Raw genomic sequence first — 22,713 nt, 5'->3', positions numbered from 1 at the left:
AAGTCCATCAACCGGGGATGAGCACTCCCGGGTCGAGAATCCCCACCCGGGTCGGCACCAGGCCGAACTTCTCGTCGTACGCGGGGCCATGCTCCGGCCCGAGAAACACAACGGTGTCCGCGACGAACCGCGCCAGCTCGCGCGACACCCACGCCTCGCGCACCTTGCGCGGCACCGTGACCGTGAAGCGCTGCAAGGCCCGCAAGCGGTCTCGCGAGGGTCCCAGTTTCCGAAGCGCGTCGAGCAGCGGCTCGCAGCCCGCGTAGGGCACGACGACGGGAGCGCTCCACGTGTCCTCCACGAGCTTGAAGTGCTCGGAGACCGCCTCGAAGCGCAGTGCCTTGCGCATGTCCTGGATGCCCTTGCCGTCACTGACCGCCGTGGCGTAGAGCCGCTCGAAGTAGCGCTTGAAGCTCTCGGGCGCGAACAGGTCCAGGTCCGGCCGCTGCGTCAGCATCGTCCTGGCGACGCCCAGCGCGGTCTGGAGAACTCCACGAGGAGGCTCCGTCTCCGCCTCGAAGACGCGCAGCTCCCCGAGCCCCTCCAACAGGCCCTCGCGGTTGCACCGCCCCGCCGCCTGCGCGAGCGCCTCCAATCCCGCCATGCTCCGGTAGACGACACGGAAGTCGAGGTCCACTCCCGCCTCCACCAACTGGGTCGCCACCAGTCGCACGGGCTCGCCGCGTTGCTTGAGTGCCTTGATTCGCGCGAGCACCGACGAGCGGTGCTCCGGACACATCAGCGCGGACAGGTGCAACGTCGTCCCAGGATTCCCCAGCAGGGCCTCCACCTGTTCATAGAGCCCGCGCGCGTCGTCACGCCTGTGGACCACCGCGAGCACGTCCCGCTCTCGCGCCACGGCTTCGGCCAGCTCGGCATAGGAGGTCTTCTCCCGTCCCTTGGGCCACTGGACCTTCACACGGCGAAGGCGCTCGAACGCGCGAACCTCCGGTGGCACCAGCTCCCGAACGGCGGGGAACCCCATCGGAAAATCCGGCCGGCGACCGAGCGCGGGCTGGGTCGCCGTGCAGATGACCACCGAGCAGCCGTAGTCCTCCACCAGCGTGCCCAGCCCATCCAGGATGGTCGTCAAGAGCGCCGGCGGAAGCGTCTGTGCCTCGTCGAGCACGATGACGCTGTGAGCGATGTTGTGCAGCTTGCGGCACGCCGACGGACGGTTCGCGAAGAGGCTCTCCAGGAGCTGCACGGTGGTGGTGACGACGACCGGCGCATCCCAGTTCTCGCTGGCCACCCGGTTGTGTGCCGTCTCACGCAACGGATCCACCGCGGAGTGGTGCTCGATGACCGCGCTTCCGTGCGCACCGAAGGCCTCCCGGTACACTGCGGTGCTCTGCTCGATGATGGACGTATAGGGAATGGCGACGATGACGCGCCGGAGCCCGTGGGCTCGGGCATGCTCCAGCGCGAAGGCCATGGACGCGAGCGTCTTCCCACCGCCCGTGGGCACGGTGAGGCTGAAGACGCCCGGAGGACTCGGCGCCGTCGCGAGCACGGCGGAGAGCACCTCACGACGAACGCGGTTCACCTCCGTGTCCGGCGCTCCACTCTGCTTCTTGTCCATGAAGGCGCGCAGCGAGGTGGCGAGCTGCTCCAGCGTCACGCCGACCCGCCGCTCCGTGCCACGGGTGGCATCGAAGAACGCCTCGGTGTCGAGGAAGTCCGCATCACAGAGTGACGAGAAGAGCATCCGCGTCCAGAACTCGAGCCGGTGCGGCGGGAGCTTCAGCAGGGGCGCGATGGACAGCCCCGCCGGAGGCACTCGAAGGTCCTCGGGGATGCCCGGAGTCAGGGCCTCCTGGAGGAGTGCCTTCTTCTCCGGACGTCCGACGCGCTCCTTGAACTTCTCCAGGTCCGACAGGCCCCCATGATGTCCCGCGATGGCCATCGCCACGGGAAGCAGACCGCGGTCCACGCCCAGCGCCCACAACGCCCCGGCGGTCGCATGGTCTCGGTCCGTCGACGCATCCACATTCTCCAGGTGCGCCTCGAAGCCATTCTCCTTCCGGATGCGGAACTGGAAGTGACGTCTGTATTTACCCAGGTCATGCCAGCGCCCTGTCGCGAGCGCTGGCACCTTCATGTCCTCGCGAGGCGCGAACTCCTCGGCGAGACTCCCGACAGCCTCCAGGTGCTCACGCAGGAGATGCGGGCGCATCGTCTCCGTGACATGAGCGAGCGGCTCTGCCGTCATGACGCGCGGCGGTTCATTCTCTGCCATCGCCATCCCCCATGAACTGGCCGAACCTCCCAGGTCATCTCAAGCACCGTACAGCACCAATGACTTATCGTCACCGCGCTGCCCACGGAGCGGTCAATTCCTCACATCTGCCCGAGGTATGACATCACCCTGATGGGTCGTCTCTACTCCCCAGGGGGTATGGACGCGCCATCAGATCACTGCGTCCAGTTCGACTGACGGAGAAGCCACGTCCTCAAGCTCCCCTGTCTGCCCTGCGCCCCAGTCTCCACCGTCCCGCCGGGCCCTTGCCTGCTTGCCCAGACAGACCGGACGCGCGTGACGATATTCCGCCCACGCCGCGGCTCGTCATGAGTCTCGGCTTCAATGGATTCAGAGCGAATCCCGACGCGCGAGGAGGTGTACCGTGCTGAATACCGAACTCGTTGGCGAGCCCCTTCTTCACCTCGAAAGCCGCCGCCTGCTGGCTGAAGCCAGACGGGTCGTCCCGGAGGCTTTCGACTCTCAAGGACGGCTGCTCTCTCCCATCGCGGGCGCGTGGGTCCGTCCGCCTGCCTGGTTCGACGCCATCTCACCCATCGACGGAAAGGTCCTCGCCGAACTGCCTTTGCTCGACGCCGCCCAGGTCGCCACGGGCGTCGAGAAGGCCGCCGGCGAGTTCATCCCGTGGGCCGCCCACTCCCTCGAGGACCGCAGCCGCGCCGTCATCGCCGCGGTGGACCTGCTCAAGGAGCACCGAGACCTGCTCGTGCGAATCCTCGCGTGGGATATCGGCAAGACACTGCCCACGGCCTACAACGACGTGGACCGGTGTCTCGCGGGCATCGAGTGGTACCTGGAGCAGATGGGCCCGATGCTCGAAAGCCGGCAACCGCTCGGCCTCGTGTCGAACATCGCCTCCTGGAACTATCCCTTCTCCGTGCTGCTGCTCAACGTGCTCGTCCAGACGCTCGCGGGCAACTCGGTCATCGCGAAGATTCCGACACAAGGGGGCGGTGTCTCGCTCACCGTCGCCTTCGCCCTGCTGCGCCGCGCGAAGCTGCCTGTCTCGCTCGCGGGTGGACGCGGAAGAGACCTCTCCGAATCACTCGTCGGCCACCCGCGCATCGCCGGGGTCGCCTTCATCGGCGGCCGAGCCAACGGCGCCGAGGTCCACCGCCGCCTGCGCGCCACCGACAAGCGCTACGCCCTGGAGATGGAAGGCGTGAATGCCTACGCCGTCACCTCCTTCTCGGACTGGGACAAGCTCGGCCAGCAGATTCGCGCGGGCTTCGACTTCGGCAAGCAACGCTGCACCGCCTACACGCGCTGGGTCGTGGAGCAGTCGCTCGTCCCCAAATTCGTGCGGACGTACGTGGACGCCGTGTCCGCGCTGCGCGTCGGCAACCCGCTCCTGGGCGCGCCCGTGGACTTCGGGCCCCTCATCTCGCCGAGCAAGGTCGAGGAGCTGCGCGCCCTCATCACCGACGCGAAGGAGCACGGCACCGCGGTGCTGTTCCAGGGCGAGCTCGCGGACGACGCCTTCACCGCGCAGCAGGAGCGCGGCGCCTACCTGCCCCCCACCCTGCTCTTCGGCGTCCATCGCGACAGCGAGCTGTACCTGCGCGAGCCCTTCGGGCCCATCGACGTGTTGATCTCCGTCGACTCCGAGGAGGAGCTGGTCCGGGAGGCCAACGTCTCCAACGGCGCGCTCGTGGCCTCCGTGGCGACGGATGACCCCGACCTCGCCGAGCGCATCGCCGGAAGGCTCCACGCCTTCAAGGTCGGCATCAACAAGCTGCGCTCACGCGGAGACCGCGAGGAGTCCTTCGGCGGAAAGGGCGGCTCCTGGGCCGGCGCCTTCGTCGGCGGCACGCACCTGGTGCGAGCCTTCACCGACGGGCCGCATCCCATCGAAGGCAACTGGCCGGACTGACCTCGCCAGGCCCCAGGAAAGACGAAGGGCGAGCCCCCGGGAGTCACTCACCCCGAGGCGCTCGCCCTCGCGTCAACACACCGCGCCCGCGTCAGTCCAGGTTGCGGACGCCCACGTGGACATGGTCATCGTGGTCGATGTTCGAACCCCAGAGCACCTGAACCCGGTACTCCTTGTCTTGGAAGGTGAACGGCTGCTTGTGGTACGTGCCGAGCTGGTCGACGGGAAAGCCGTAGGCCTTGGCAATCGCCTCGGCCAGCTTGGTGCCCTTCGTGCCCTCCGCCGGGAAGTCGTAGGCGTACGCGTTCGTCTGCGACGTGTGGTGGTCGGAGGTGGACTTCGAACCAATCGACCCCGTCTTGGTGCGCTTGGTGCTGGAGACCGAGAACCCCATCTCCGTCGCGATGTCCTTGGCCCGCTGCGCCGCCAGCTGCGCGCCGCTCCACGCCTCGCGCATCGCCGGCGTCTCGAGGCGGTTGGCCGCCGCCATCAGCCCCTGGGTGCTCAGGGTTCCCGTGAACGAGGTCGGCTGCCCCAGCGGGTTGGCGGACAACACCGAGGCCGCGGTGAAGCCCGGCGGCTGCCCCGCAACCACCTGCTGCGAGATGGGCGTGGGCGAGAGCATCGACAGCTGGGGGTTGATGTCCACCGGGGCCGCGGGGGGCGCCGCCGTGAAGGCGTCCACCTGCAGGGAGGCCTGGACCGCCTGAGCCGCCGCGGCGGCCTTCGCTGCTTCCGCCTTCGCCGCTTCCGCCTTCGCGGCCTCGGCCTTCGCCGCATCCGCCTTCGCCGCATCCGCGCGAGCGGACTCGGTCGATTCGGACCGGGTGGAGGAATCAGACCTGCTGGCGCTGTCTGCGCCCCTGCTGCCGCCAGAACTACCACTCACGCTGGACATGTGCGGACCTCAGTCAAAACACGGGAAAGCCCCGCGTCGATTATCACCCGACAAACGTGGAAGTTGCGCTCAGCCCTCCAGGTGGGGACGAAAGCCAGCCGCTCCCTCGAGGAAGCGGGCTTGAGACATGTCTGTTTCTCATCCCTCGCGAATCCACCCGTGACACGCCACGGGGGTGGGACGGCGCGGACCCCGGCTCCGAGCCCCCGCGAGGCCTCTTCGTTCCGCTCAGCGCGAGGTGTTCAGTCGTACGTAGTGCGGACGCTCTGCCCGCACGCCATTGCCAGTCCTTGACGCGGCGCGGTTAAGTTGCCGGCCATGAACCGCGAATACCACCGCTGGCACAGCGAGCGCCTGCATCGGGACATGGAGTTGCTGCTCTTCGGCCACTCCGGGGAACCGGTGCTGCTGCTCCCCACCAGTCGGGGGCGCTTCTACCAGGCCGAGGACTTCGGCCTCATCGGCGCCATCGCCGACCGCATCCAGTCCGGCCGCTACGTCGTCGTGTGCCCGGACTCGGTGGACGAGGAGTCGTGGTTCAACAAGTCCATCCATCCCCATGACCGCATCGCCCGCCACCAGGAGTGGGAGGCATATCTCTTGAACGAGGTGGTGCCGCTGCTCTTGAGTCGGAGCACGGGAGGCCGGCTCACGCTTGCCGGGTGCAGCTTCGGCGGCTTCCACACGTACAACGTGGGCCTGCGCCATCCGGACGTCTTCCGCCGGCTCATCTCCATGGGAGGCAAGTTCGAGACGGACGAGTTCCTCGACGGCCACCACGACCCGGACGTCTACTACCACTCCGCCACGCAGTGGCTGCCCAACGTCACCGACGGCAACCAACTCTCCGCGCTCCAGCGCGTGGAGATGGTGCTCGCGGTGGGCGAGCACGACTTCTGCCGAGGCTCCAACGAGCACCTCTCCAGCCTGCTGTGGAAGAAGGACCTGGCCCACCAGCTCGCCATCTGGCAGGGCGGCAATCACGACTGGCCCGTGTGGCGGGAGATGATTCAGCAGTACCTGCCCTGGTAGTCGCCGGGCATCAAGGCGCCGGGCCCGCTCAGGACTCGAGCGGGCGCAGCGTGCCGGCACTCACGCGGTGGAAGCGCCAGAGCAGCGCCAGGGCCACCACGATGAGCCCCGCACACAGGCCCCACCAGATGCCCACCACGCCCATCCCCAGCTTGAAGCCGAGCAGCCACGTGAGCGGCAGGCCGATGGCGTAGTGCCCCACCATGTTGGCCAGGAAGGTGAAGCGCGTGTCTCCGGCGCCGCGCAGCACGCCCGCGCCCACGCCCTGCACGCCGTCGAACACCTGGAAGACGGCGCTCACCATCAAGAGCGGAACCACCAGCGGAATCACGTCAGCAGGCGCGCCAGCCAGCTTCGCCAGGGGCAAGGGGAAGGTCGCGAAGAGCAGCCCTCCCAGGGCCATGAAGCCCGCGCCACTCGCGAAGGCCATGAAGCCGCTGAGCCGGGCCTGCGGGGTGTCGCGCGCGCCCACCGCCCAGCCCACGCGCACGCTGCCCGCGTTGCCGATGCCCACGGCCACCGTGAAGGTGAGGCTGGAGAAGGCAATGGCGATTTGATGCGCGCCCATGCTCGCCGGCCCCAGGCCCGCGGCCAGCACCCCCGCCAGCGCGAAGACGCCAATCTCCGCGGCGATGTGCAGCCCCGCCGGAGTGCCGATGCGCGCCGCCTGAGCCAGGTCCGTCCACACCGGCCTGCGCGTGGGCTTCGTCTCCGGCGCGGGCATGCGGCGCACCGCCCAGAGGACGATGCCCAGCTGCAACGCCGTGCACAGCACCGAGTCCACCGCCGCGCCCACCACGCCCAGCGCCGGCACCAGCCGCAGCGGGCCCGTCCACTCGGGAAGCCCCGCGCCGCCGAAGACGAGCAGCAGGTCCGCCAGGAGGTTCACCACGTTCGCCGCCAGCGTGGCCACCACCAGCGGGCGGATGTTCGCGGTGGACGTCAGGTACGTGCGCACCGTCATGAAGGCCAGCATCAGCGGCAGGCAGGGCGCGCGCCACACGAGGTAGTCCTTCGTCTGCTGCAGCTCCGGCTCGACGATTCCCGCCCAGGGAAGCACGCCCGGCGTCGTCAACAAGAGCATCCACAGCACCACGCCCGCCGCCAGCGCCAGCCAGCCGCCCTGCCATAACAGCGCGCGCGCTCGGGACTCGTTGCGCGCGCCGATGGCCTGGGACAACAGGGGGTCCAACCCCATCATCAGCCCCATGCCGAAGCTGCTGACGGCGAAGAAGAGGCCGTTGCCCAGGCCCGCGGAGGCCAGCGCGGAGGTGCCCGCGTGCCCCATCACCAGCGTGTCCACCAGGCCCATGAGCGCCTGCCCGCCCTGGGCGATGGCGATGGGCACCGCCAGCTTCGTCAGGGCCCGGAACTCGGTGCGAAGAGGGGTACGGACTTCGGTTTGTGGCGGAACGACGGCGGTGGACATGACGGCCCGGCCTATAGCGCCTTCCGAAGTGGAATGCGCCAATCGCGAGGGACGCCTCTTTGCCCGCCCACCTGACCTGCCCGGGCGGTGGGCCGTCTCCGGAAAAAGACAGGGGCCCCCGGACATCCACTGTCCCGAGGGCCCCGACCCATCACGTCATGTCACGCCCGCGTCGCCGCGGGTGCGACTTCAGCGCACGGGCGGCTGGAACACCGTGGTGGCCACCGGCGTCTGGAGCGAGCCCACCTTCGACGCGCGGATGCCGGCGTCGGTGATGGCGTACACGTAGTCGTCCGCCATGACGCTGCGGCGCACGGAGGGCGACCAGTACCAGCTCCACTGGGGCTCGTTGAAGCGCTGGTACACGTCCTTCATCGACAGCGCGCCCACCGGCGTGAAGCCCGTGGCCGTGTCCACGCGGAACACGCGCAGCTCGCTCGTGAAGCCCGTCCAGTAGTCGTACCCGTTGTTGTAGTTCCAGTCCGTGAAGGGCAGGGCCAGCAGGCCCTTGGCGGGGAAGAAGTTGAACGCCTTGTGGTCGCCCTGCGCGTCGCTGTAGCTGCTCGTCCCGCCCATCCGATGCGTGAAGGCCTCCTTCGGGTGGGCCAGATCCGTCACGTCGAACAGCGACAGCTTCAGCGCGCGGCTGGTCCAGGTCCCGTCCTCGGCTCGGTCCTCGCCGAAGGTGAGCAGGTGCGTGTCACCCAGCGGGTGGATGTACGTGGAGAAGCCCGGAATCTTCAGCTCGCCCACCTTGCGCGGGTGCGCCGGGTCACTCAGGTCGAAGGTGAAGAGCGGGTCCGTCTGGCGGAAGGTGACGACGTAGCCCTTCTTGCCCACGAAGCGCGCGCTGAAGATGCGCTCGCCCGCCGCCAGGTCCTCGCTGCGACCCAGCTCCTGGAGGTGTCCGCCCTCGGCGCCGAACGTGACGACGCGGCTGTGGGTCTCCATCGAGTTGGGGACCGACACGCCGTCATTGCCGTTGTTGGTGGGGTCGACGCGCCAGGTGCTCACCGTGGTGGCCACGCGCAGCACGCCCTCGTGCTCGTCCATGGCGAACTGGTTCACCAGGCTGCCCTCCAGCGTGCCGCTGCCCGCGTACGTCGCGCGGTTCGGCTCGCTGAGGTCGAACTTGTGCAGGTACGTGTGGTCGGACTGGTTCGCCTCCGGCCACCACCACCAGTGCGACGCCGCCAGGTAGAGCGCCTCCGTGGACGCGTACACCGTGCCGGGCGCCGACACGATGCTGGTGCGGCCCAGGGGAGCCGCGCCCTCCGCGGCGTCCAGGTCCAGCGACAGCACCGTCACGAAGCCCAGCCCGGTGGGCGCGTTGGAGCGGTAGAAGTCCCCGCACGACACGGGCAGCGGCGTGACGGTTCCATCCTCGGCCACGTGCTTGCCCGGAGCCACCCAGTCCGCCAGCGTCTGCGCCCGGATGAGCTGCTCGTTCTTGACGAGGAGCGCGTCGATGGCCTCGTTCATCTGCTTCTTGCTGCGCTCCAGCGACGACGAGTACTCGGGATAGAAGCGCACGTCCGCCGGCCAGCGGAAGTCGTCCGACAGCACCAGCCGCACCGCGCCGTCCATGCGACGGGCGCTGAGGTACGAACCCGGCAGGAACACCTGCTGCTTCACCTGGGGCGAGGACAGGTTGGACACGTCCACCACCGTCACCTTCAGCGTGTCGCCTCCCATGTAGCCGCACCGGAAGCCCGCGCAGTCCATGACGGGCGCGCCCGTGAGCAAGCCGCCCCACACCGTGGGACGTCCCGGACGGTCGTCATCCACCTGCGAGGTGATGACCAGCCGCTTGCGCTCCTTGTCGTAGAGCATCTCCCGGGGCCAGCCCTGGATTTCCATCGACGAGGCCAGGGTGAGTTGCTCCGCGGGCCAGGAGCGGTGCAGGTACAGCCGGGGTCCGGACAGCACGAAGATGTGCGTGCCGTCGTTCTGCACGAAGTCCGCCTCGTGCACGCCCGCCACCTGGTTGTTGGTGCCCGTGTAGTCATCCGGCCCGCGCGGCGAGCCGCCTCCCGAGCTGGCGTCGCCCTCCGTGGGGGCGTCCGCCCTGGGCGGCATCGAGCCGTCACCGAACAGCCAGCCGCCATTGCGAGGCCGCATCTGCTCCAGCGACGCGCGCATCCGCCGGGTCGCGGTGTCCTCGATGTACTGCTCCAGCGGAGCACAGTCCTCGAAGGACTCCAGCCGGGCCTGCTGCTGCACCGGTTCGTTCTCTACCTTCGGGTACTCCGGGTCATCCCCGCAGCCCACCGCCGCCACCGCCGCCAGTCCCACCCACCCGTAGCGCTTCCATTGCCGCATGAGGCTCCTCCCTGTTCGCGTCTTGGCCCCATCCGGCGCGCGAGCTGGCTCGTCCAGCCCCGCCACGTCCAGATGGCTCAACGGTCCGGGCGCGCTCTTGCCACCGTCATGCCAGCACCGGGCAGACAGAGGACTCCGGGATTTCCAGGGGGTTGCGGGAGACAGTGCCTCTCAGAAACCTGAGGAGCGAGGAGTCCCCGAGGGGGAAAAACCGTGGGTCCTGGGCACGAAGCGGACGAACTGCTGCGTGAGCGCCGGGTCCATGCGCTCCAGTCGCAGGCCCATGCCGGCCGGAGCACGGAAGGGGCCCGGGGTGCGCGGCGGGTTGGACCAGACAACAGTGGCCTCGGCCGAGCAGGGCGTGCGCTGCCCGGCGAGCAGCACCTTCAGCGTCAGCCGGGTGCCCTCGCGCGCGGGGGTGAGGGTGCGCACGAAGAGGGCGTCGGGGCTGGCGTCGTGGCTGAAGCCCGTCAACGTCGCGCCACCGCCCACCGGGGCGAACTCCACCACGGTGAAGAAGGGCACGCGCTCCGCGGCACGCAGCGGCACGCGCTCCGGGACGAGCCGCGACAGCACCCGCCCCAGGAGTTCATCCGCGCCCAGGTGCCGCTTCTCCAACAGCGGCGCCCCGGCGAGCACCTGCGCGCGCGCCAGCACGTCCGCGGACTCCTCCGCGCGCGACAAGAGCACCAGCGGCTTCTTCGGATTCGCCTCGCGCAGCTTCGTGGCCAGGGCCAGCGTCTCGCGCGGCGCTCGCGAGACATCCACGAGGAAGCCGTCGAGCAGGGCCGCGTGCTCGCTCGCGAGCTTCTCCGCGTCCACCGCGTCGCGCGCGTAGAGGACGTGCAGGCCCTCCTGCTCCAGCGCGCCACCCAGGAAGGTGTGCAGGAAGCGCCCGCCCTCCACGAGCAGCATGCGGCGGCCCTTGGGAGGACCTTCCTTCGCGCGCTCGCGGGCCCCGCGCACGGCCACCAGCTTCGCCTGGAGGGCCTCCAGCGCCACGGGCTTGGGCAGGAAGTCGTCCGCGCCCGCGCGCCAGCAGTGCATGACCTCATGCGGCTCGCCGGCGGAGGTGAACATGATGACGGGCACGTTGCGGCCGGCCGGGTGCGCCTTCACCGCGCGGCACACCTCGTCGCCCTGCATGCGCTCCATGCGCAGGTCCATCAGGATGAGCATGGGCGCGCGGCGCGCGAGCTCCGACAGGCACGCCTCGCCGCCATCCAGCGTCACCGGCTCACAGCCGAGCCGGGCCAGGTGCAACCTCACCACCTCGCGAGCCGTGCGCGAGTCATCCACCACGAACACGGCCTCGCGCGTGGTGGAGGTGGGCGCATTCATGGTCAGGCGCGCGGCTCCTGCTTGCCGGACAACAGTTGCGTGAGCTGACGGGCGATGGCGGCGCACTTCGCCGTGTCCTTGCTGTCCAGCGCGGAGCGCCCGCCGTCGAGCAGTCGCTGCACCGTGCCCACCGCGGCGTCGGCCTCCGGGCTGGGGTTCTCCTGCGCGCTCTTCTGGAGCATCCGCGCCAGCTTCTCGCCGCGCTCCAGCAGCTTGCGGAACAACTCCTCCGCGCGCTTCGCGTCCACCACGCCCTGCGACTTCGCGTAGTTCGCCTGCTCCGCGCCCAGCTTCTCCGCCTCGCCGTGCGGAAGACCCGCGCGGGCCTCCAGGCGCACCGTCTCCATGTTGCCGGTGGTCAGGTCGGTGGCCTTCACGGACAGAATCGCCTCGCCGGACAGCTCGAAGACGACCTCCAGCGGCACGTCACCGCGCGCGGCCACGTGCAGGTTCTTGAGCACCACCTCGCCCAGCTTGTGGTTCTCGTCCTGGAACTCGCTCTCGCCCTGGTACACGGGGATGCGCGCCTCGGCCTGGCCGGACGTCCCGGGGAAGAAGATGTCGCGCGCGACGACGGGCACGCCCGTGTTCTTCGCGATGAGCCGCTTCACGCGTCCGCCCAACACGCCCACGCCCAGGCTCTGACTGGCCACGTCCAACAGCAGCGCCTGCCCCGACTGGCGCAACAGTTCGTCCGCCTGCACCGCCGCGCCCAGCGCCACGGCCTCGTCCGGGTGCACGTCCGTGGACGGCGCGCGGCCGAAGAAGTCCGCCACCAGCCGGCGCACCAGCGGCACGCGCGTCATGCCGCCCACCAGCAGCACCACGTCCACCGAGCGCGGATTCATCTTCGCTTCATGCATCACGCCCTGACACACCTCCAGGCAGCGGCGCGACAGCGGCTCCGACAGCGTCTCGAAGAAGGAGCGCGTGAGCACCGTCTCCAGCTCCGTGCGCCGGCCTCCCGTGGAATGGTCGCCCAGCCCCGACACGGAGACGGTCGCCTCCTCGTGCTCGGTCAGCTCGCGCTTGGCCGCCTCCGCCGCGACCTTCAGGCGCCGCAGGCTCTGCGCATCCTGGGACACGACATGGCGGAGCTCGTCGTCCACCTGCGCGAGCAGCCATTGGACGATGCGTTGATCAAAGTCCTCGCCACCCAGGCGAGGGTCGCCGCCGGTGGCGCGCACCTCGAAGACGCCGGACTTCACGTCGAGGATGGAGACATCGAACGTGCCGCCGCCCAAATCAAACACCAGCGCGCTGCCCTCGAAGCCGCGCGACAGGCCGTACGCGAGCGCCGCCGCGGTCGGCTCGTTCACCAGCCGCACCACATCCAACCCGGCGATGGAGGCCGCTTCCCGCGTGGCCTGGCGCTGGTTGTCGTCGAAGTTGGCGGGGACGGTGATGACACACTTGGTGACGGTGCGGCCGAAGTGCGCCTGCGCGTCGAGCGCCAGCTCCCCCAGAATCATCGCGGAGACCTGGGTGACGGGCAGCACGCGCCCGGCCAGCTTCACGCGAACGTCTCCGGAGGGACCGGCGACCAGTGGATATGGAACGAGGGCCTTTGCTTGTTGCACCAATTCCGGCGTGTAGCGCCGGCCAAGGAAGCGCTTCGTGGCCCAGACAACGGAGTCGGGATGCTCCTCCGCGAGCGCTTGGGCTTGCTGCCCCACGACGCGCTCGCCGGCCTTCGTCACACCGAGCACGGAAGGCGTGAGGCGGCCTCCCGCGCGCGAGGGGATCAGGCGCGGTCGGCCGTCCTCCACGGTGGCGACGGCGCTGTTGGTGGTACCCAGGTCGATGCCGATGACGGGGTCGTGCATGGGGGCGGTCGGGACCCCACGGTACGGGTCTTGCCGCCTCCTCGCCAAGCCCCCTCTCGTCAGACCTGCCCTCCGCGCGTCGCTTCCCTGTCCGGCCAGGCACGTTGGCCGCGGAGGTGGACGCCCCTGGAGCACCATGCTAAGGGCGCGACCGCCATGGTGAACATGTCCATTGCCCGCCGCTACGCCCGTGCCCTCCTCGACGTCTCGTCGGAGGTGGGCCGCATTGATGCCGTCGCCGAGCAGCTCTCCTCCTTCGCGGATATCTTCGCGAAGAACCCGGAGATGACGGACGTGCTCCACAACCCCATCTACTCCCGCGCGCAGCGAGCGCAGGTGGTGGAAGGGGTCATGAAGCTGGTCCCCAACCTGGAGCCGGTGCTGGCCAACACCCTGCGGCTGCTGGTGGACCGCAACCGCCTGCCCTACGTCGCCGACATCGCCCGCGTCTTCCGCGACATGGCCGACGCCCGGGCCGGACGCGTGCGCGGCAACGTCACCACCGCCGCCGCCCTTCCCGCCGACACCCTGGCCGCGCTCCGCCAGTCGCTCCAGCAGATCACCCAGCGCGACGTCATCCTGGAGACGCGCGTGGACCCCAGCCTCCTCGGTGGCGTGTCCGCCCAGGTGGGCAGCATCCTCTACGACGGCAGCCTCCGCACCCAGTTGGAGGAGATGCGCCGCGAGTTGAAGCAGCACTAAGAGTACGGCCGCCGTCCGGCGGCCCACTCCGCAGGTCGTCCCTGCACCCCGCAGTCCGGGGCAAACCGGTATTTCCAGTTGCCCCTGGAGAGAGGTATACTCGGGGGAACGCGGGGCAACCCCGGGTTTTCTGGACGACCTCAACATGCCGCAGTCCCTGCTTCACCCCCTCCCCGGTGGCCCGCTCTTCGCGGTCGCCCCCGAAGAGGCTTGGCCCTTCCTTGGCGCGGTACTGAACGCGACGGGTTGTGGCATCGCCCTGTTGGACAGGGAGCTGCGGACCGTGTGGGTGAATGGCGCGCTGGCGTCGCTTTCCGGCATGGAGATGCGGGCCCACCTGGGGCGCCCGCTCGTCGACCTGTGGCCCAAGCTGGCGGTGTCCCTGGCCCCCCTGCTGTCTCGCGCGCTCTCTGGTGAGAGCGTGGTGGAGGCGCCGGTGACGGGGGTGCTGTCGTCGACGAGTGGAGAGCGCAGCCTGCGCGTGGCGCTGTCCCCGGCGCACCAGGCCGGCGTGCTCACGGGCGTGGTGATGTGGATGCGCGACGACACGGCGCGGACGCACGAGGAGGCCCGGCTTCGGGAGCGCGAGTCGCACATGCGCAGCCTCGCGGACGTGGCCTGCGACGGGCACTTCCTGCATGAGAACGGCGTCGTCCTGGACGCCAACCGCGCGCTGGCCCACCTCCTGGGTCACGACTCGCCCCGGGATTTGATCGGCCACCACCTCATCGAGTGGGTGTCCCCCGAATACCGCCCCGCCGTCATGTCCGCCGTCGCCCGGGGGGTGGAGACGCCCTACGAGGTGATGTGCGTGCGCCGGGACGGCCAGCGCATTCCCCTGGAGGTGCTGGGCAAGCACGTCCTGTGGGAAGGCCGGCAGGTGCGACTGGCCGCCATCTGGGACATCAGCGGCCGCAAGGCGGCGGAGGAGCGGACGGAGCGCACCGAGCACTTCCGGGAGCAGCTGCTGGGCGTGGTGGGCAATGACTTGCGCACGCCCCTGCAGACCATCCAGATGGGCACCGGCGCCCTGCAGCGGCTGGGAGGAATGGAAGAGCCCCAGCAGCGACTGGTGGGCCACATGGCCCAGGCGGCCCGGCGGATGGAGCGGATGATCCACGAGCTGCTGGACTTCACCCGGGCCCGGCTGGCCGGCGGGCTGCCGGTGCGCCCGGAGTCGCTGATGCTGGACCGGCTGGTGGAGCGGGTGCTGGACGAGCGGCGACAGGCCCACCCCGGCCGCACCCTGCTGATGGAGACACAGGGGGATTTGCGCGGCCACTGGGACGAGGCGCGGCTGACGCAGCTGGCGGACACGCTGCTGGGCAGCGTCCTGCAACACAGCACGGACACCACGCCGGTGTGGTTGAAGCTGGTGGGCTCGGTGGGGGGCGTGACGCTCTCCATCCGCAATGACTCGCTGACGGTGCCGGTGGAGGAGCACGCCACCCTCTTCGAGCCCTTCCGACGGGGCCGCCCCGCCAGCGCGGAGGGCCTGGGCCTGGGGCTCTACATCGCCCGGCAGGTGGCCGTGGCCCATGGGGGACGCCTCACGGTGGAGTCCTCCCAGGGTGGAACCCGCTTCGTCGTCTGGCTGCCCCGCGAGCCTCCCGGCCGCTGACGGCCACACGTGCCCGGAGGGGTCGTGCTCCCTCGCTCGCCGGGCACCGGGGCACCGTCGCTTACCGGGTTGATAATGCCCCGAGAGCCCCGAATGTCGTGCGCATTGCAGTGGGTAGGGGTGCGTGGTAAGGGGCCCCGACTTCTAGCTTTCGGCGGACCCGAACCGACCCGGCCCGCCCCCTGTTCGAGGACGCAAAACGCCCATGGAAATCCGCGCCGACGAGATCAGCAGAATCATCCGGGAGCAGATCAAGGACTACGGCAAGAAGGTCACCGTCGCGGAGACGGGCACCGTGCTGTCCGTGGGTGACGGTATCGCGCGCATCTACGGGCTCGAGGGCGTGCAGGCCGGTGAGCTGGTGGAGTTCACCAACGGCGTGAAGGGCCTCGTGCTGAACCTCGAGGAGGACAACGTCGGCGTCGCCATCATGGGTGACTTCCAGGCCATCCGCGAGGGTGACGTCGTCAAGCGCACCCAGCAGATCGCCTCCGTGCCGGTGGGCAAGGGCCTGCTGGGCCGCGTGGTGGACCCGCTCGGCATCCCCCTGGACGGCAAGGGCCCCATCGAGGCCACCGAGACGCGCCGCCTGGAAGTGAAGGCGCCCGGCATCGTGAAGCGCAAGAGCGTGCACGAGCCCCTGCAGACGGGCATCAAGGCGCTGGACGCGCTGGTGCCGGTGGGTCGTGGTCAGCGCGAGCTCATCATCGGTGACCGCCAGACGGGCAAGACGGCCGTCGCCATCGACACCATCATCAACCAGAAGGGCCTGAACGTTTACTGCATCTACGTGGCCATCGGCCAGAAGCAGTCGACGGTCGCCCAGGTCGTGGAGAAGCTCAACCGCTTCGGCGCCATGGAGTTCACCACGGTGGTCGCGGCGAACGCCTCCGACCCGGCCCCGATGCAGTTCTTCGCGCCGTACGCGGGCGTGGCCATCGGCGAGTACTTCCGCGACAACAAGATGCACGCCCTCATCATCTACGACGACCTGTCCAAGCAGGCCGTGGCGTACCGCCAGCTGTCGCTGCTGCTGCGCCGCCCCCCGGGTCGTGAGGCGTACCCCGGCGACGTGTTCTACGTGCACAGCCGCCTGCTGGAGCGCGCCGCCAAGCTGTCCGACGAAGAGGGCGCGGGCTCGCTCACGGCGCTCCCCATCATCGAGACGCAGGCCGGCGACGTGTCCGCCTACATCCCGACGAACGTCATCTCCATCACCGACGGTCAGATCTTCCTCGAGACGGACCTGTTCTTCGCCGGCGTCCGCCCGGCCATCAACGTCGGTCTGTCGGTGTCTCGCGTCGGTTCCGCCGCGCAGATCAAGGCCATGAAGCAGGTGGCCGGCACCATGAAGCTGGAGCTCGCGCAGTACCGCGAGCTGGCCGCCTTCTCCCAGTTCGGCTCGGACCTCGACAAGGCCACGCAGGAGACGCTGGCCCGCGGCGCCCGCATGGTGGAGCTGCTCAAGCAGGGCCAGTACGAGCCGCTGCCCGTCGAGCGTCAGGTCATGCAGATCTACGCCGCCACCAACCGCGACGACCCCAAGAAGCGCGGCTGGATTCGCGAGATTCCCGTCGCGGACGTGGTGCGCTGGATGCGTGAGTTCCTGGACTTCACGGACGGCAAGTACCCGACCATCTCGAAGGACATCGCCTCCAAGCGCGAGCTCACCAACGACATCAAGGCCTCGCTGAACAAGGCCATCGTGGAGTTCAACGACGTCTTCCAGCCCACCCCGGGCGCGAAGGTCTAAGACTCTCCGGCCTCCAAGGCCCGTCGCACCGAGCCCCGCGCTCCCTTCCCTGGGACGCGGGGCTTCGTGTTTCTGGCGTGTGCCCGGACTCCTGGAGCTTCGGCTACCGCTTCGCGCCGTCGGCGGGCTTCACCTCGCGCTCCACGGTGCCAACGGACTCGCCCGTCCACTCGGGGTCCACGGGGATGATGAGGTAGCCCTCCTGGGCCGTGGGTGGGGGGCGTTGGTGGAGGGGTGGCGGCTCGTCGCTCGAGGCCACGCGGGCGGGCACGTCCGTCCAGGCGACGAAGCGGGCCTCGTACTCCCGTACGCGCTGGCCGCCGGCCACCTTGCGCTCCAAGGGGCGCGGCAGCAGCACCGCGTCCGCGCCCATCAAACAGGCGGTCTCCTGGAGCAGCTCCTTGCGGCCCTGCGCGCCCAGGTACTCGTTGCCCGTCACCGCCAGGGTGCCGAGTTCGGCGTAGGGGCGCGGGGGCTCGCGCTCCTCGAAGACCTCGAACGCGCAGCCGGGCTCCCTCGCCGGACGCTGGACGCTGACGGGGTGCGCCTCCAGCGCCACCTGTGCCGAGGTCGCGCAGGCGGACATGCAGGCGGCGAGGACGCACGACGACAGCGAGCGGCTGACGGACATGGCGGGCTCCGATGGAAGGGCGCGGCGGACGACAGTCTCGTCAACGCCGCGCCTCTCGGGAGCATATCGGCGGGTGGCCGCGTCAGCGCAGGCGAGGCAGGAGCGCGAGCAGGCTCTTGTCCACGCCACCGCGAGCGCCCAGCGCCTCAATGGCCTTCAGCTCGTACGGCAGCACGTTGTCACGGGCGACGAGTTGCACGTGCGCGCCCAGGGCGGCCGGCAGCGCCAGGTCCAGCTCGTAGATGTCGCCGGCCACCAGCGTGTCCTCGGGCCGCGTGCCGGTGGTGTCCCAGATGCGCTTGAGGGCCTCGAAGTAGCGGCCCCGGCGCAGGTAGACGGGCCGGCGCAGCACGCCGTCCAGCGTCTGCATCTCCGGCAGCGCATCGAAGCGCGCGTCGGACACGTCCGGTGGGTCCAGCAGGAACTTGCGCGCGTCGCCGGAGACCTTCAGCCGCTCGCGGCCCTTGGGCGCCAGGGTGTCCAGCTTCTTCTCCACCAGCTCCGTGTGCGCATTCGTCACGACAGTCACGGGCAGGCCCGTGGCGAGCAGCGCCTCCAGCACCTCCTTCGCCTCCGGCTTGAAGGCCGTGGCCGAGTGCACGTAGGACTCGCGATACATCGTCTGCACGGCCTCCGAGCGCGTCGCCTCGTCGGTGCCCACGGAGAGCCGCTGGAAGATGCGGTGCGCCGCCGTCGTGGCCGTCAGGTACGGGTCCGCCGTCGCGGGTGCCACCACCTTGCCGCCCAGGTTCCACCCCAGGAGGTCGGCGCCCGCTCGCAGCGCCGCGACTTCCTCCTCCCAGGCCTGCTCCACCCCCTGCCCCAGTGCGCGGACCAGTCCGTCACGAAAGTGTTTCAAGAAGGGCGCGCTCTCCGTCGCCACGTCCGTGAAGGTCCCGTCGAAGTCCAGCACCACGCAAGCAATCGCCATCAGCCCACCGACTCCCGAAGTTGGAGGAAAAGGGGCCGGATGACGCCCCGGCCCGGGTTCCGAATCAAGCCTGTGACATCATTTCGGCCCTGTAAACTTGAGGCCGCCCTGTAAATCCCGAGTGGCAGGGCCGTCGCCTTGAGTCCTACAGCGGGTGGCTCGCTAGCCTTGGGCGGGCATGGAAGCGACGCGGCGAAACGAGGCGGCGCTGTGGCGCCGGGCGTGGCTGCCCTGGGGCTTGCTCGCCGGAGTGTGCGTGCTCTGCGGGTCGGCGGCCTGGGCGAGCTCTCGCTCGGTGTCCGCGCTGGCGGAGCGCGGGGCGCAACTGGAGCGCGAGGCGGCCGAGTCCGAGGCCCGCGTGGCCGAGCTGCAGGCGCTGCGAGAGGCCATGGCCCGACGACTGCGCGTGCTGGAGCAGCAACACCAGAGCGCGCGGGCGGAGGTGCTGACCGCGGCGGCGGCCTGCTCCCTGGCGCCACCCGAGGCACCCCAGAGCCAGGGCCGCTCGGAGCCGCGACGCTCGGGCTCCGCGAAGGGAAAGAAGAGCGCGCGCCGCTGACGGGAGCGCTCTCCGACGTGGCCTCCACCCCGCGAGGTCTCTCGCGCCGAGGCCCTGCGCCACAGTCCGGGGAGCGCGCTTCGACGTGGCCTCCCCCCGCGAGGCCTCTCGCGCCGAGGCCCTGTGCCTCGGTCCGGGGGGCTCGCTTCAACGTGGCCGCCAGGTCCACACCTGCCCTCGCCGCTGTGGACCTGGGGGCAACAGGGCGCTGGGGCCGCGCGCGCAACCTCACGGAAATACTGCGAGGCGAGCGTCGGCCCGCCACGTGCTACCTCGCGACTCCGAGTCTCCTTTTCGCGCGAGGTCCCTTCCGCATGTCTTCCGTCATCCTCCGACTCCCCGCCCCCCTCCGCTCCGCGCTGGCCGCCCTCGTGTGCGTGGCCGCGCTGCTCCCGCTCTCCCGCGCGGAGGCCGAGCCGGGCATCCGCATCCTCAACTCGCTTTCCACCGCCGACCTGGCCTTCAACGCGCTCACCACCAACGCGGGCTCCATCGAGGCGCTCATCTCGCAGCCGCTGACCTCGAGCGCCTTCGCGGGTGACTGGCGCCTCAGGCACCAGCTCGAGGACCCGGCCGCGCGCAACGTCATGCACTACCTGGTCGAGTGCGCGCTGGGCCCGACCTCCAAGGTGGAGTGGAAGGACCGCCTGGGCAACGTGTACACCTTCAGCGGAGGCGCGGCCCTGTGTCCGGAGTGGGATTTCACGGCGCCCAGCCCCCAGTGCCTGGGCTACGTGAGCGCGTGCCTGCTGTCGCGCAACAACGCCTACGGCCACACCGTGGAAATCTCCCTGCGCGGCGAGGACCCCCGGGACGACCTGCGCTTCAACCCCACCGGTGACACCAAGCAATGGCACCCCATGTTCCTGCCGTGCGACAAGGGCGGCTCCGGCCTGGGTGACGAGTGTGGCTGGGTGGGCGAGGGCGTGGGCGCCTGCACTCCGGGACTGGAGGTGACGGTGGCCGCCGGCGCGCCGAGGCCGGACACGTGCACCGGCCTGCTCGGCGCCATCTCCGGCCACCGCGTGCTGCGCGTGTGTGAGAAGCCCTGGGGCTGCGAGGCCGGAGACGCCCTGGCCGCGGCCGAGAAGAACGACTGCGGCGGCGACGCCCCCAGCGCCACGTTCTTCTGCCCCCGCGGCGGCAGGTACAGCGTCATGTCCGCGCCCTTCAACCGCATGGAAGCGCCGGGCTCGTGGGTGAGGCCCGGCACCACGCAGGGCCGCTACCCCGTCGCATCCTTCGGCGCCTTCACCTTCCGCGAGGGCGCGTTCTTCGGGAACATCTTCGACTCGAAGGCCCTGTCCGTGGAGGTGAGCATCAACATGGACACCTACCTGCCCCAGCTCTCCAAGCCGAACTTCACCGGCTACCCGTACCAGAACGTCCACGCCTGCTTCGCCAAGGACTGGATTGCCGGAGATGTGCACCTGGCCTCGCGCATCTGCGCCAACACCACCATCGGCGACCACACCGCCTTCGGCTGCCTGGCCCGCACCGTGGGGCCCTGCGAGTTCGGCAGCGCCAGCCCCCAGGCGCCCCGCTGCGCCGTGGGCGATGGCTTCAAGGTCCAGGGCGACGGCGACTTCGAGGTCTGCTCCGACGATGACGGCGTCTTCCACCCCGAACCCATCACCACCTACCTGAACAGCCCCTGCGACGCGCTGCCCGTGACGGACCGCAGCACGTGCGGCGGCGGCGAGTGCGACTTCAGCGTTTCGCCCCCCAAGTGCAAGAAGGGCTGCGAGCCGCGCTCCGCCAGCGAATGCCTGGCCGTGGCCTGCGTGAAGAACCCCAAGCTCTGCGTCCGGAAGTAGCACCGCGTCACGACCAGCCCGGGGGGTCGGCTTCCACCTCCCGGGCCCGGCGACACGGTGGGCTCGCGAGGGCTGCCCGGCCAGGGGGCAGGCGGCATCCCATACACCATGGGTGTATGAATAAAGCAGGCGGCCGGCCGTCCTGACTCGCGTTGCCTCGTTCCGGCCACCGCCGAGGAGCCCACCGTGTTCTCTTTCCGTTCCGTCCTGAGCGCCGTGCTTGCCCTGGGATTGCTGCTGGGCTCGACGCCGTCCGAGGCGCGCTTCGGCAAGCGTTCCCGTCCTTCGCAGAGCGACTCGAAGAAGGACGACGACAAGAACGACACGCACGAGGCCACGCCGGTGGGCCACTCGGACTCCGACGACGATGACGATGACGACAGGCCCCGGCGGCGGCGCAACAACTCGCGCCACGTCGCGTCGGATGTCGCGGACAGCATCGGCTTCCTCGCCTTCGTGTTCTCCGGCGGCAACCACCGGCTGATGGTGGTGGACGAGCCCCGGCACCGCGGTGAACTGCGGCAGGAGCGTCACGCGGCGCCCCTGTCCTTCCGCGTGGGCTTCCAGGCCGGGCCCGTCAACAGCGGCGGCGCGGGCGACCTCTTCATCGGCCTGGAGGGCCGGCGCTTCGGCGTGGACGCGCGCATCACCGGCATCAGCGTGGACGCCGATGACGGCACGGACGCGTCGGACAGCATCACGCTGGTGGAGGCGCACCTCACCTGGGCGCTCGTCTCCCTGGAGCGCGTCCGGCTGCGCGTGGAGGCGGGTGTCAGCACCGCGAACGCGCCGGACATCGCCTTCGTGGGCCCCAGCCTGGGCATGTCCCTGGAGGCGTGCCTCGCGGGACCGCTCGACTTCGAGGCGCGCGCGCAGATGACGCCCTTCCCCTATCGCCAGGTGGACGCGAGCGCCGCGCTGGCGCTGCACCTGGGCGCGCTGGTGCTGCGCGGCGGCTACCGGGGCATGGTGCTGGACGACGCGGGCCACGTGGACGGGGTCGTCCACCGCGACGGCTTCCACGGCCCCTTCTTCGGCCTGGGCCTCACCTACTGATTCGTCGAGGCACCTCCGGCCTCGGTCCCGGGCAGTGCTCCTGGACCGTGGCCATCAGGTCCTTGAGCCGCACGGGCTTGCGCAAAAGCGCCACCACGCTCGCCGGACGGGGCCCCGGCTCCGCCGCCATGGCCACCACCCGCGACTGCTCGAAGCGCGCGTCCCGCTGCAGTGTCTCCAGCAACCCCAGGCCCTGCACCCGAGGCGTCTCCAGGTCCACCAACACCAGACACGGCACCTCCAGCGACACGAGCACGCGCAGGGCCTCCCGGCCATTGATGGCCATGGCCACGTCGTAGCCCTCGTCCTGAAGCGCTTCCGCCATCGCGCCCCGCAGGTCCGGGTCGTCTTCCACCAGGAGCACGGTCGGCTGCATCACCACATGGGTCACGATTGCCACCCTAGTGCCTCCGTAGCTCGCTGACACAGTTCACACCGCGAGGCCTTCGCCCACTGTCGAACCGTGAGCATCCGCCCGGTCCAGACAGGCAGATAGTCCCAGCTCCCCCGCGCGATGAGCCCAGGAGATGGGGCGGGGACGGCCGGGATGCACGGCGAGCGTCCGCCGGTGAATGGCGATTCCTCCCACGTGTCGTGCCGTGCGCACTCATTGGACGGCGCGCTGCCCAATGCCACACAAGCGCGATTGGCCAACGCCCGCC

At 69.9% G+C, this 22,713-nt stretch carries 17 protein-coding genes; 8 read left to right on the top strand and 9 right to left on the bottom strand.

Translation table 11 applies throughout. The features are described 5' to 3' along the window. Positions 1-7: 7 nt before the first annotated feature. Positions 8-2,176, bottom strand: coding sequence for a CRISPR-associated helicase Cas3' (gene cas3 / locus HUA76_RS09745; RefSeq protein WP_254614120.1), 2,169 nt, complete (start codon positions 2,174-2,176; stop codon positions 8-10). Between the two features lie 448 nt (positions 2,177-2,624). Between cas3 and HUA76_RS09740 the strand changes: the two genes are divergently transcribed. Further along, complete coding sequence (locus HUA76_RS09740) at positions 2,625-4,133, top strand: aldehyde dehydrogenase family protein (RefSeq protein WP_174460677.1); 1,509 nt, start codon at positions 2,625-2,627, stop codon at positions 4,131-4,133. A 91-nt stretch (positions 4,134-4,224) separates the two neighbouring features. On the opposite strand, the gene HUA76_RS09735 is transcribed toward HUA76_RS09740, so the two are convergent. After that, a complete protein-coding gene (locus HUA76_RS09735) occupies positions 4,225-5,031 on the bottom strand; it encodes a hypothetical protein (RefSeq protein ID WP_174453863.1) in 807 nt (268 codons plus the stop codon). Between the two features lie 318 nt (positions 5,032-5,349). Here HUA76_RS09735 and HUA76_RS09730 point away from each other — a divergent pair, with 318 nt between their 5' ends. Then, entirely contained in the window at positions 5,350-6,063 is a 714-nt protein-coding gene (locus HUA76_RS09730) for an esterase family protein (RefSeq protein WP_141640444.1), read from the top strand. 28 nt (positions 6,064-6,091) lie between these two features. Here the strand turns inward: HUA76_RS09730 and HUA76_RS09725 are convergent, their stop codons facing one another. From HUA76_RS09725 to HUA76_RS09710, 4 genes are all read right to left on the bottom strand, one after another. Beyond that, positions 6,092-7,492: an MATE family efflux transporter gene (locus HUA76_RS09725; RefSeq protein WP_174453862.1), complete on the bottom strand. Its 1,401-nt coding sequence runs from the start codon at positions 7,490-7,492 to the stop codon at positions 6,092-6,094. A gap of 189 nt (positions 7,493-7,681) precedes the next feature. Next, the gene (locus tag HUA76_RS09720; RefSeq protein ID WP_174460676.1) at positions 7,682-9,814 is read right to left on the bottom strand and encodes a beta-propeller domain-containing protein; all 2,133 of its coding nucleotides are present in this window, start codon (positions 9,812-9,814) and stop codon (positions 7,682-7,684) included. 171 nt (positions 9,815-9,985) lie between these two features. Continuing rightward, positions 9,986-11,155 carry a TIGR02266 family protein gene (locus HUA76_RS09715; protein WP_141640441.1) on the bottom strand — a complete coding sequence of 390 codons (1,170 nt, stop codon included), beginning with the start codon at positions 11,153-11,155 and terminating at the stop codon, positions 9,986-9,988. Between the two features lie 2 nt (positions 11,156-11,157). Next, positions 11,158-12,981: an Hsp70 family protein gene (locus HUA76_RS09710; protein WP_174460675.1), complete on the bottom strand. Its 1,824-nt coding sequence runs from the start codon at positions 12,979-12,981 to the stop codon at positions 11,158-11,160. Between the two features lie 156 nt (positions 12,982-13,137). On the opposite strand from HUA76_RS09710, the gene atpH reads away from it, so the two are divergent. The 3 genes from atpH (at position 13,138) to atpA (ending at position 17,057) form a co-directional block, all read left to right on the top strand. Beyond that, positions 13,138-13,683, top strand: coding sequence for an ATP synthase F1 subunit delta (gene atpH, locus HUA76_RS09705; protein ID WP_174453859.1), 546 nt, complete (start codon positions 13,138-13,140; stop codon positions 13,681-13,683). 145 nt (positions 13,684-13,828) lie between these two features. Next, positions 13,829-15,304, top strand: coding sequence for a PAS domain-containing protein (locus HUA76_RS09700; RefSeq protein WP_141640438.1), 1,476 nt, complete (start codon positions 13,829-13,831; stop codon positions 15,302-15,304). Positions 15,305-15,509: 205 nt separating this feature from the next. Further along, on the top strand, positions 15,510-17,057 hold the full coding sequence (gene atpA, locus HUA76_RS09695) for a F0F1 ATP synthase subunit alpha (protein WP_174453858.1): 1,548 nt from the start codon (positions 15,510-15,512) through the stop codon (positions 17,055-17,057). 103 nt (positions 17,058-17,160) lie between these two features. On the opposite strand, the gene HUA76_RS09690 is transcribed toward atpA, so the two are convergent. Then, positions 17,161-17,688 carry a hypothetical protein gene (locus tag HUA76_RS09690; protein WP_174460674.1) on the bottom strand — a complete coding sequence of 176 codons (528 nt, stop codon included), beginning with the start codon at positions 17,686-17,688 and terminating at the stop codon, positions 17,161-17,163. Between the two features lie 82 nt (positions 17,689-17,770). Then, on the bottom strand, positions 17,771-18,619 hold the full coding sequence (locus HUA76_RS09685) for an HAD family hydrolase (protein WP_174453856.1): 849 nt from the start codon (positions 18,617-18,619) through the stop codon (positions 17,771-17,773). A 178-nt stretch (positions 18,620-18,797) separates the two neighbouring features. On the opposite strand from HUA76_RS09685, the gene HUA76_RS09680 reads away from it, so the two are divergent. The 3 genes from HUA76_RS09680 (at position 18,798) to HUA76_RS09670 (ending at position 22,051) form a co-directional block, all read left to right on the top strand. Continuing rightward, on the top strand, positions 18,798-19,178 hold the full coding sequence (locus HUA76_RS09680; protein WP_141640434.1) for a hypothetical protein: 381 nt from the start codon (positions 18,798-18,800) through the stop codon (positions 19,176-19,178). Between the two features lie 314 nt (positions 19,179-19,492). Beyond that, positions 19,493-20,995, top strand: coding sequence for a hypothetical protein (locus tag HUA76_RS09675; RefSeq protein WP_174453855.1), 1,503 nt, complete (start codon positions 19,493-19,495; stop codon positions 20,993-20,995). A 186-nt stretch (positions 20,996-21,181) separates the two neighbouring features. Further along, positions 21,182-22,051: a hypothetical protein gene (locus HUA76_RS09670; protein ID WP_174460673.1), complete on the top strand. Its 870-nt coding sequence runs from the start codon at positions 21,182-21,184 to the stop codon at positions 22,049-22,051. Here the strand turns inward: HUA76_RS09670 and HUA76_RS09665 are convergent. Further along, a complete protein-coding gene (locus tag HUA76_RS09665) occupies positions 22,041-22,451 on the bottom strand; it encodes a response regulator (RefSeq protein WP_174453853.1) in 411 nt (136 codons plus the stop codon). The two genes, HUA76_RS09670 and HUA76_RS09665, sit on opposite strands and share 11 nt — an antisense overlap. Positions 22,452-22,713: the final 262 nt, after the last annotated feature.

Source organism: Myxococcus sp. CA056, from assembly GCF_013336715.1.
Taxonomy (GTDB): Bacteria; Myxococcota; Myxococcia; order Myxococcales; family Myxococcaceae; genus Myxococcus; species Myxococcus llanfairpwllgwyngyllgogerychwyrndrobwllllantysiliogogogochensis.
Note: the sequence above shows the minus strand (reverse complement) of the source record. Positions and strands in the feature narration are given on the sequence as shown.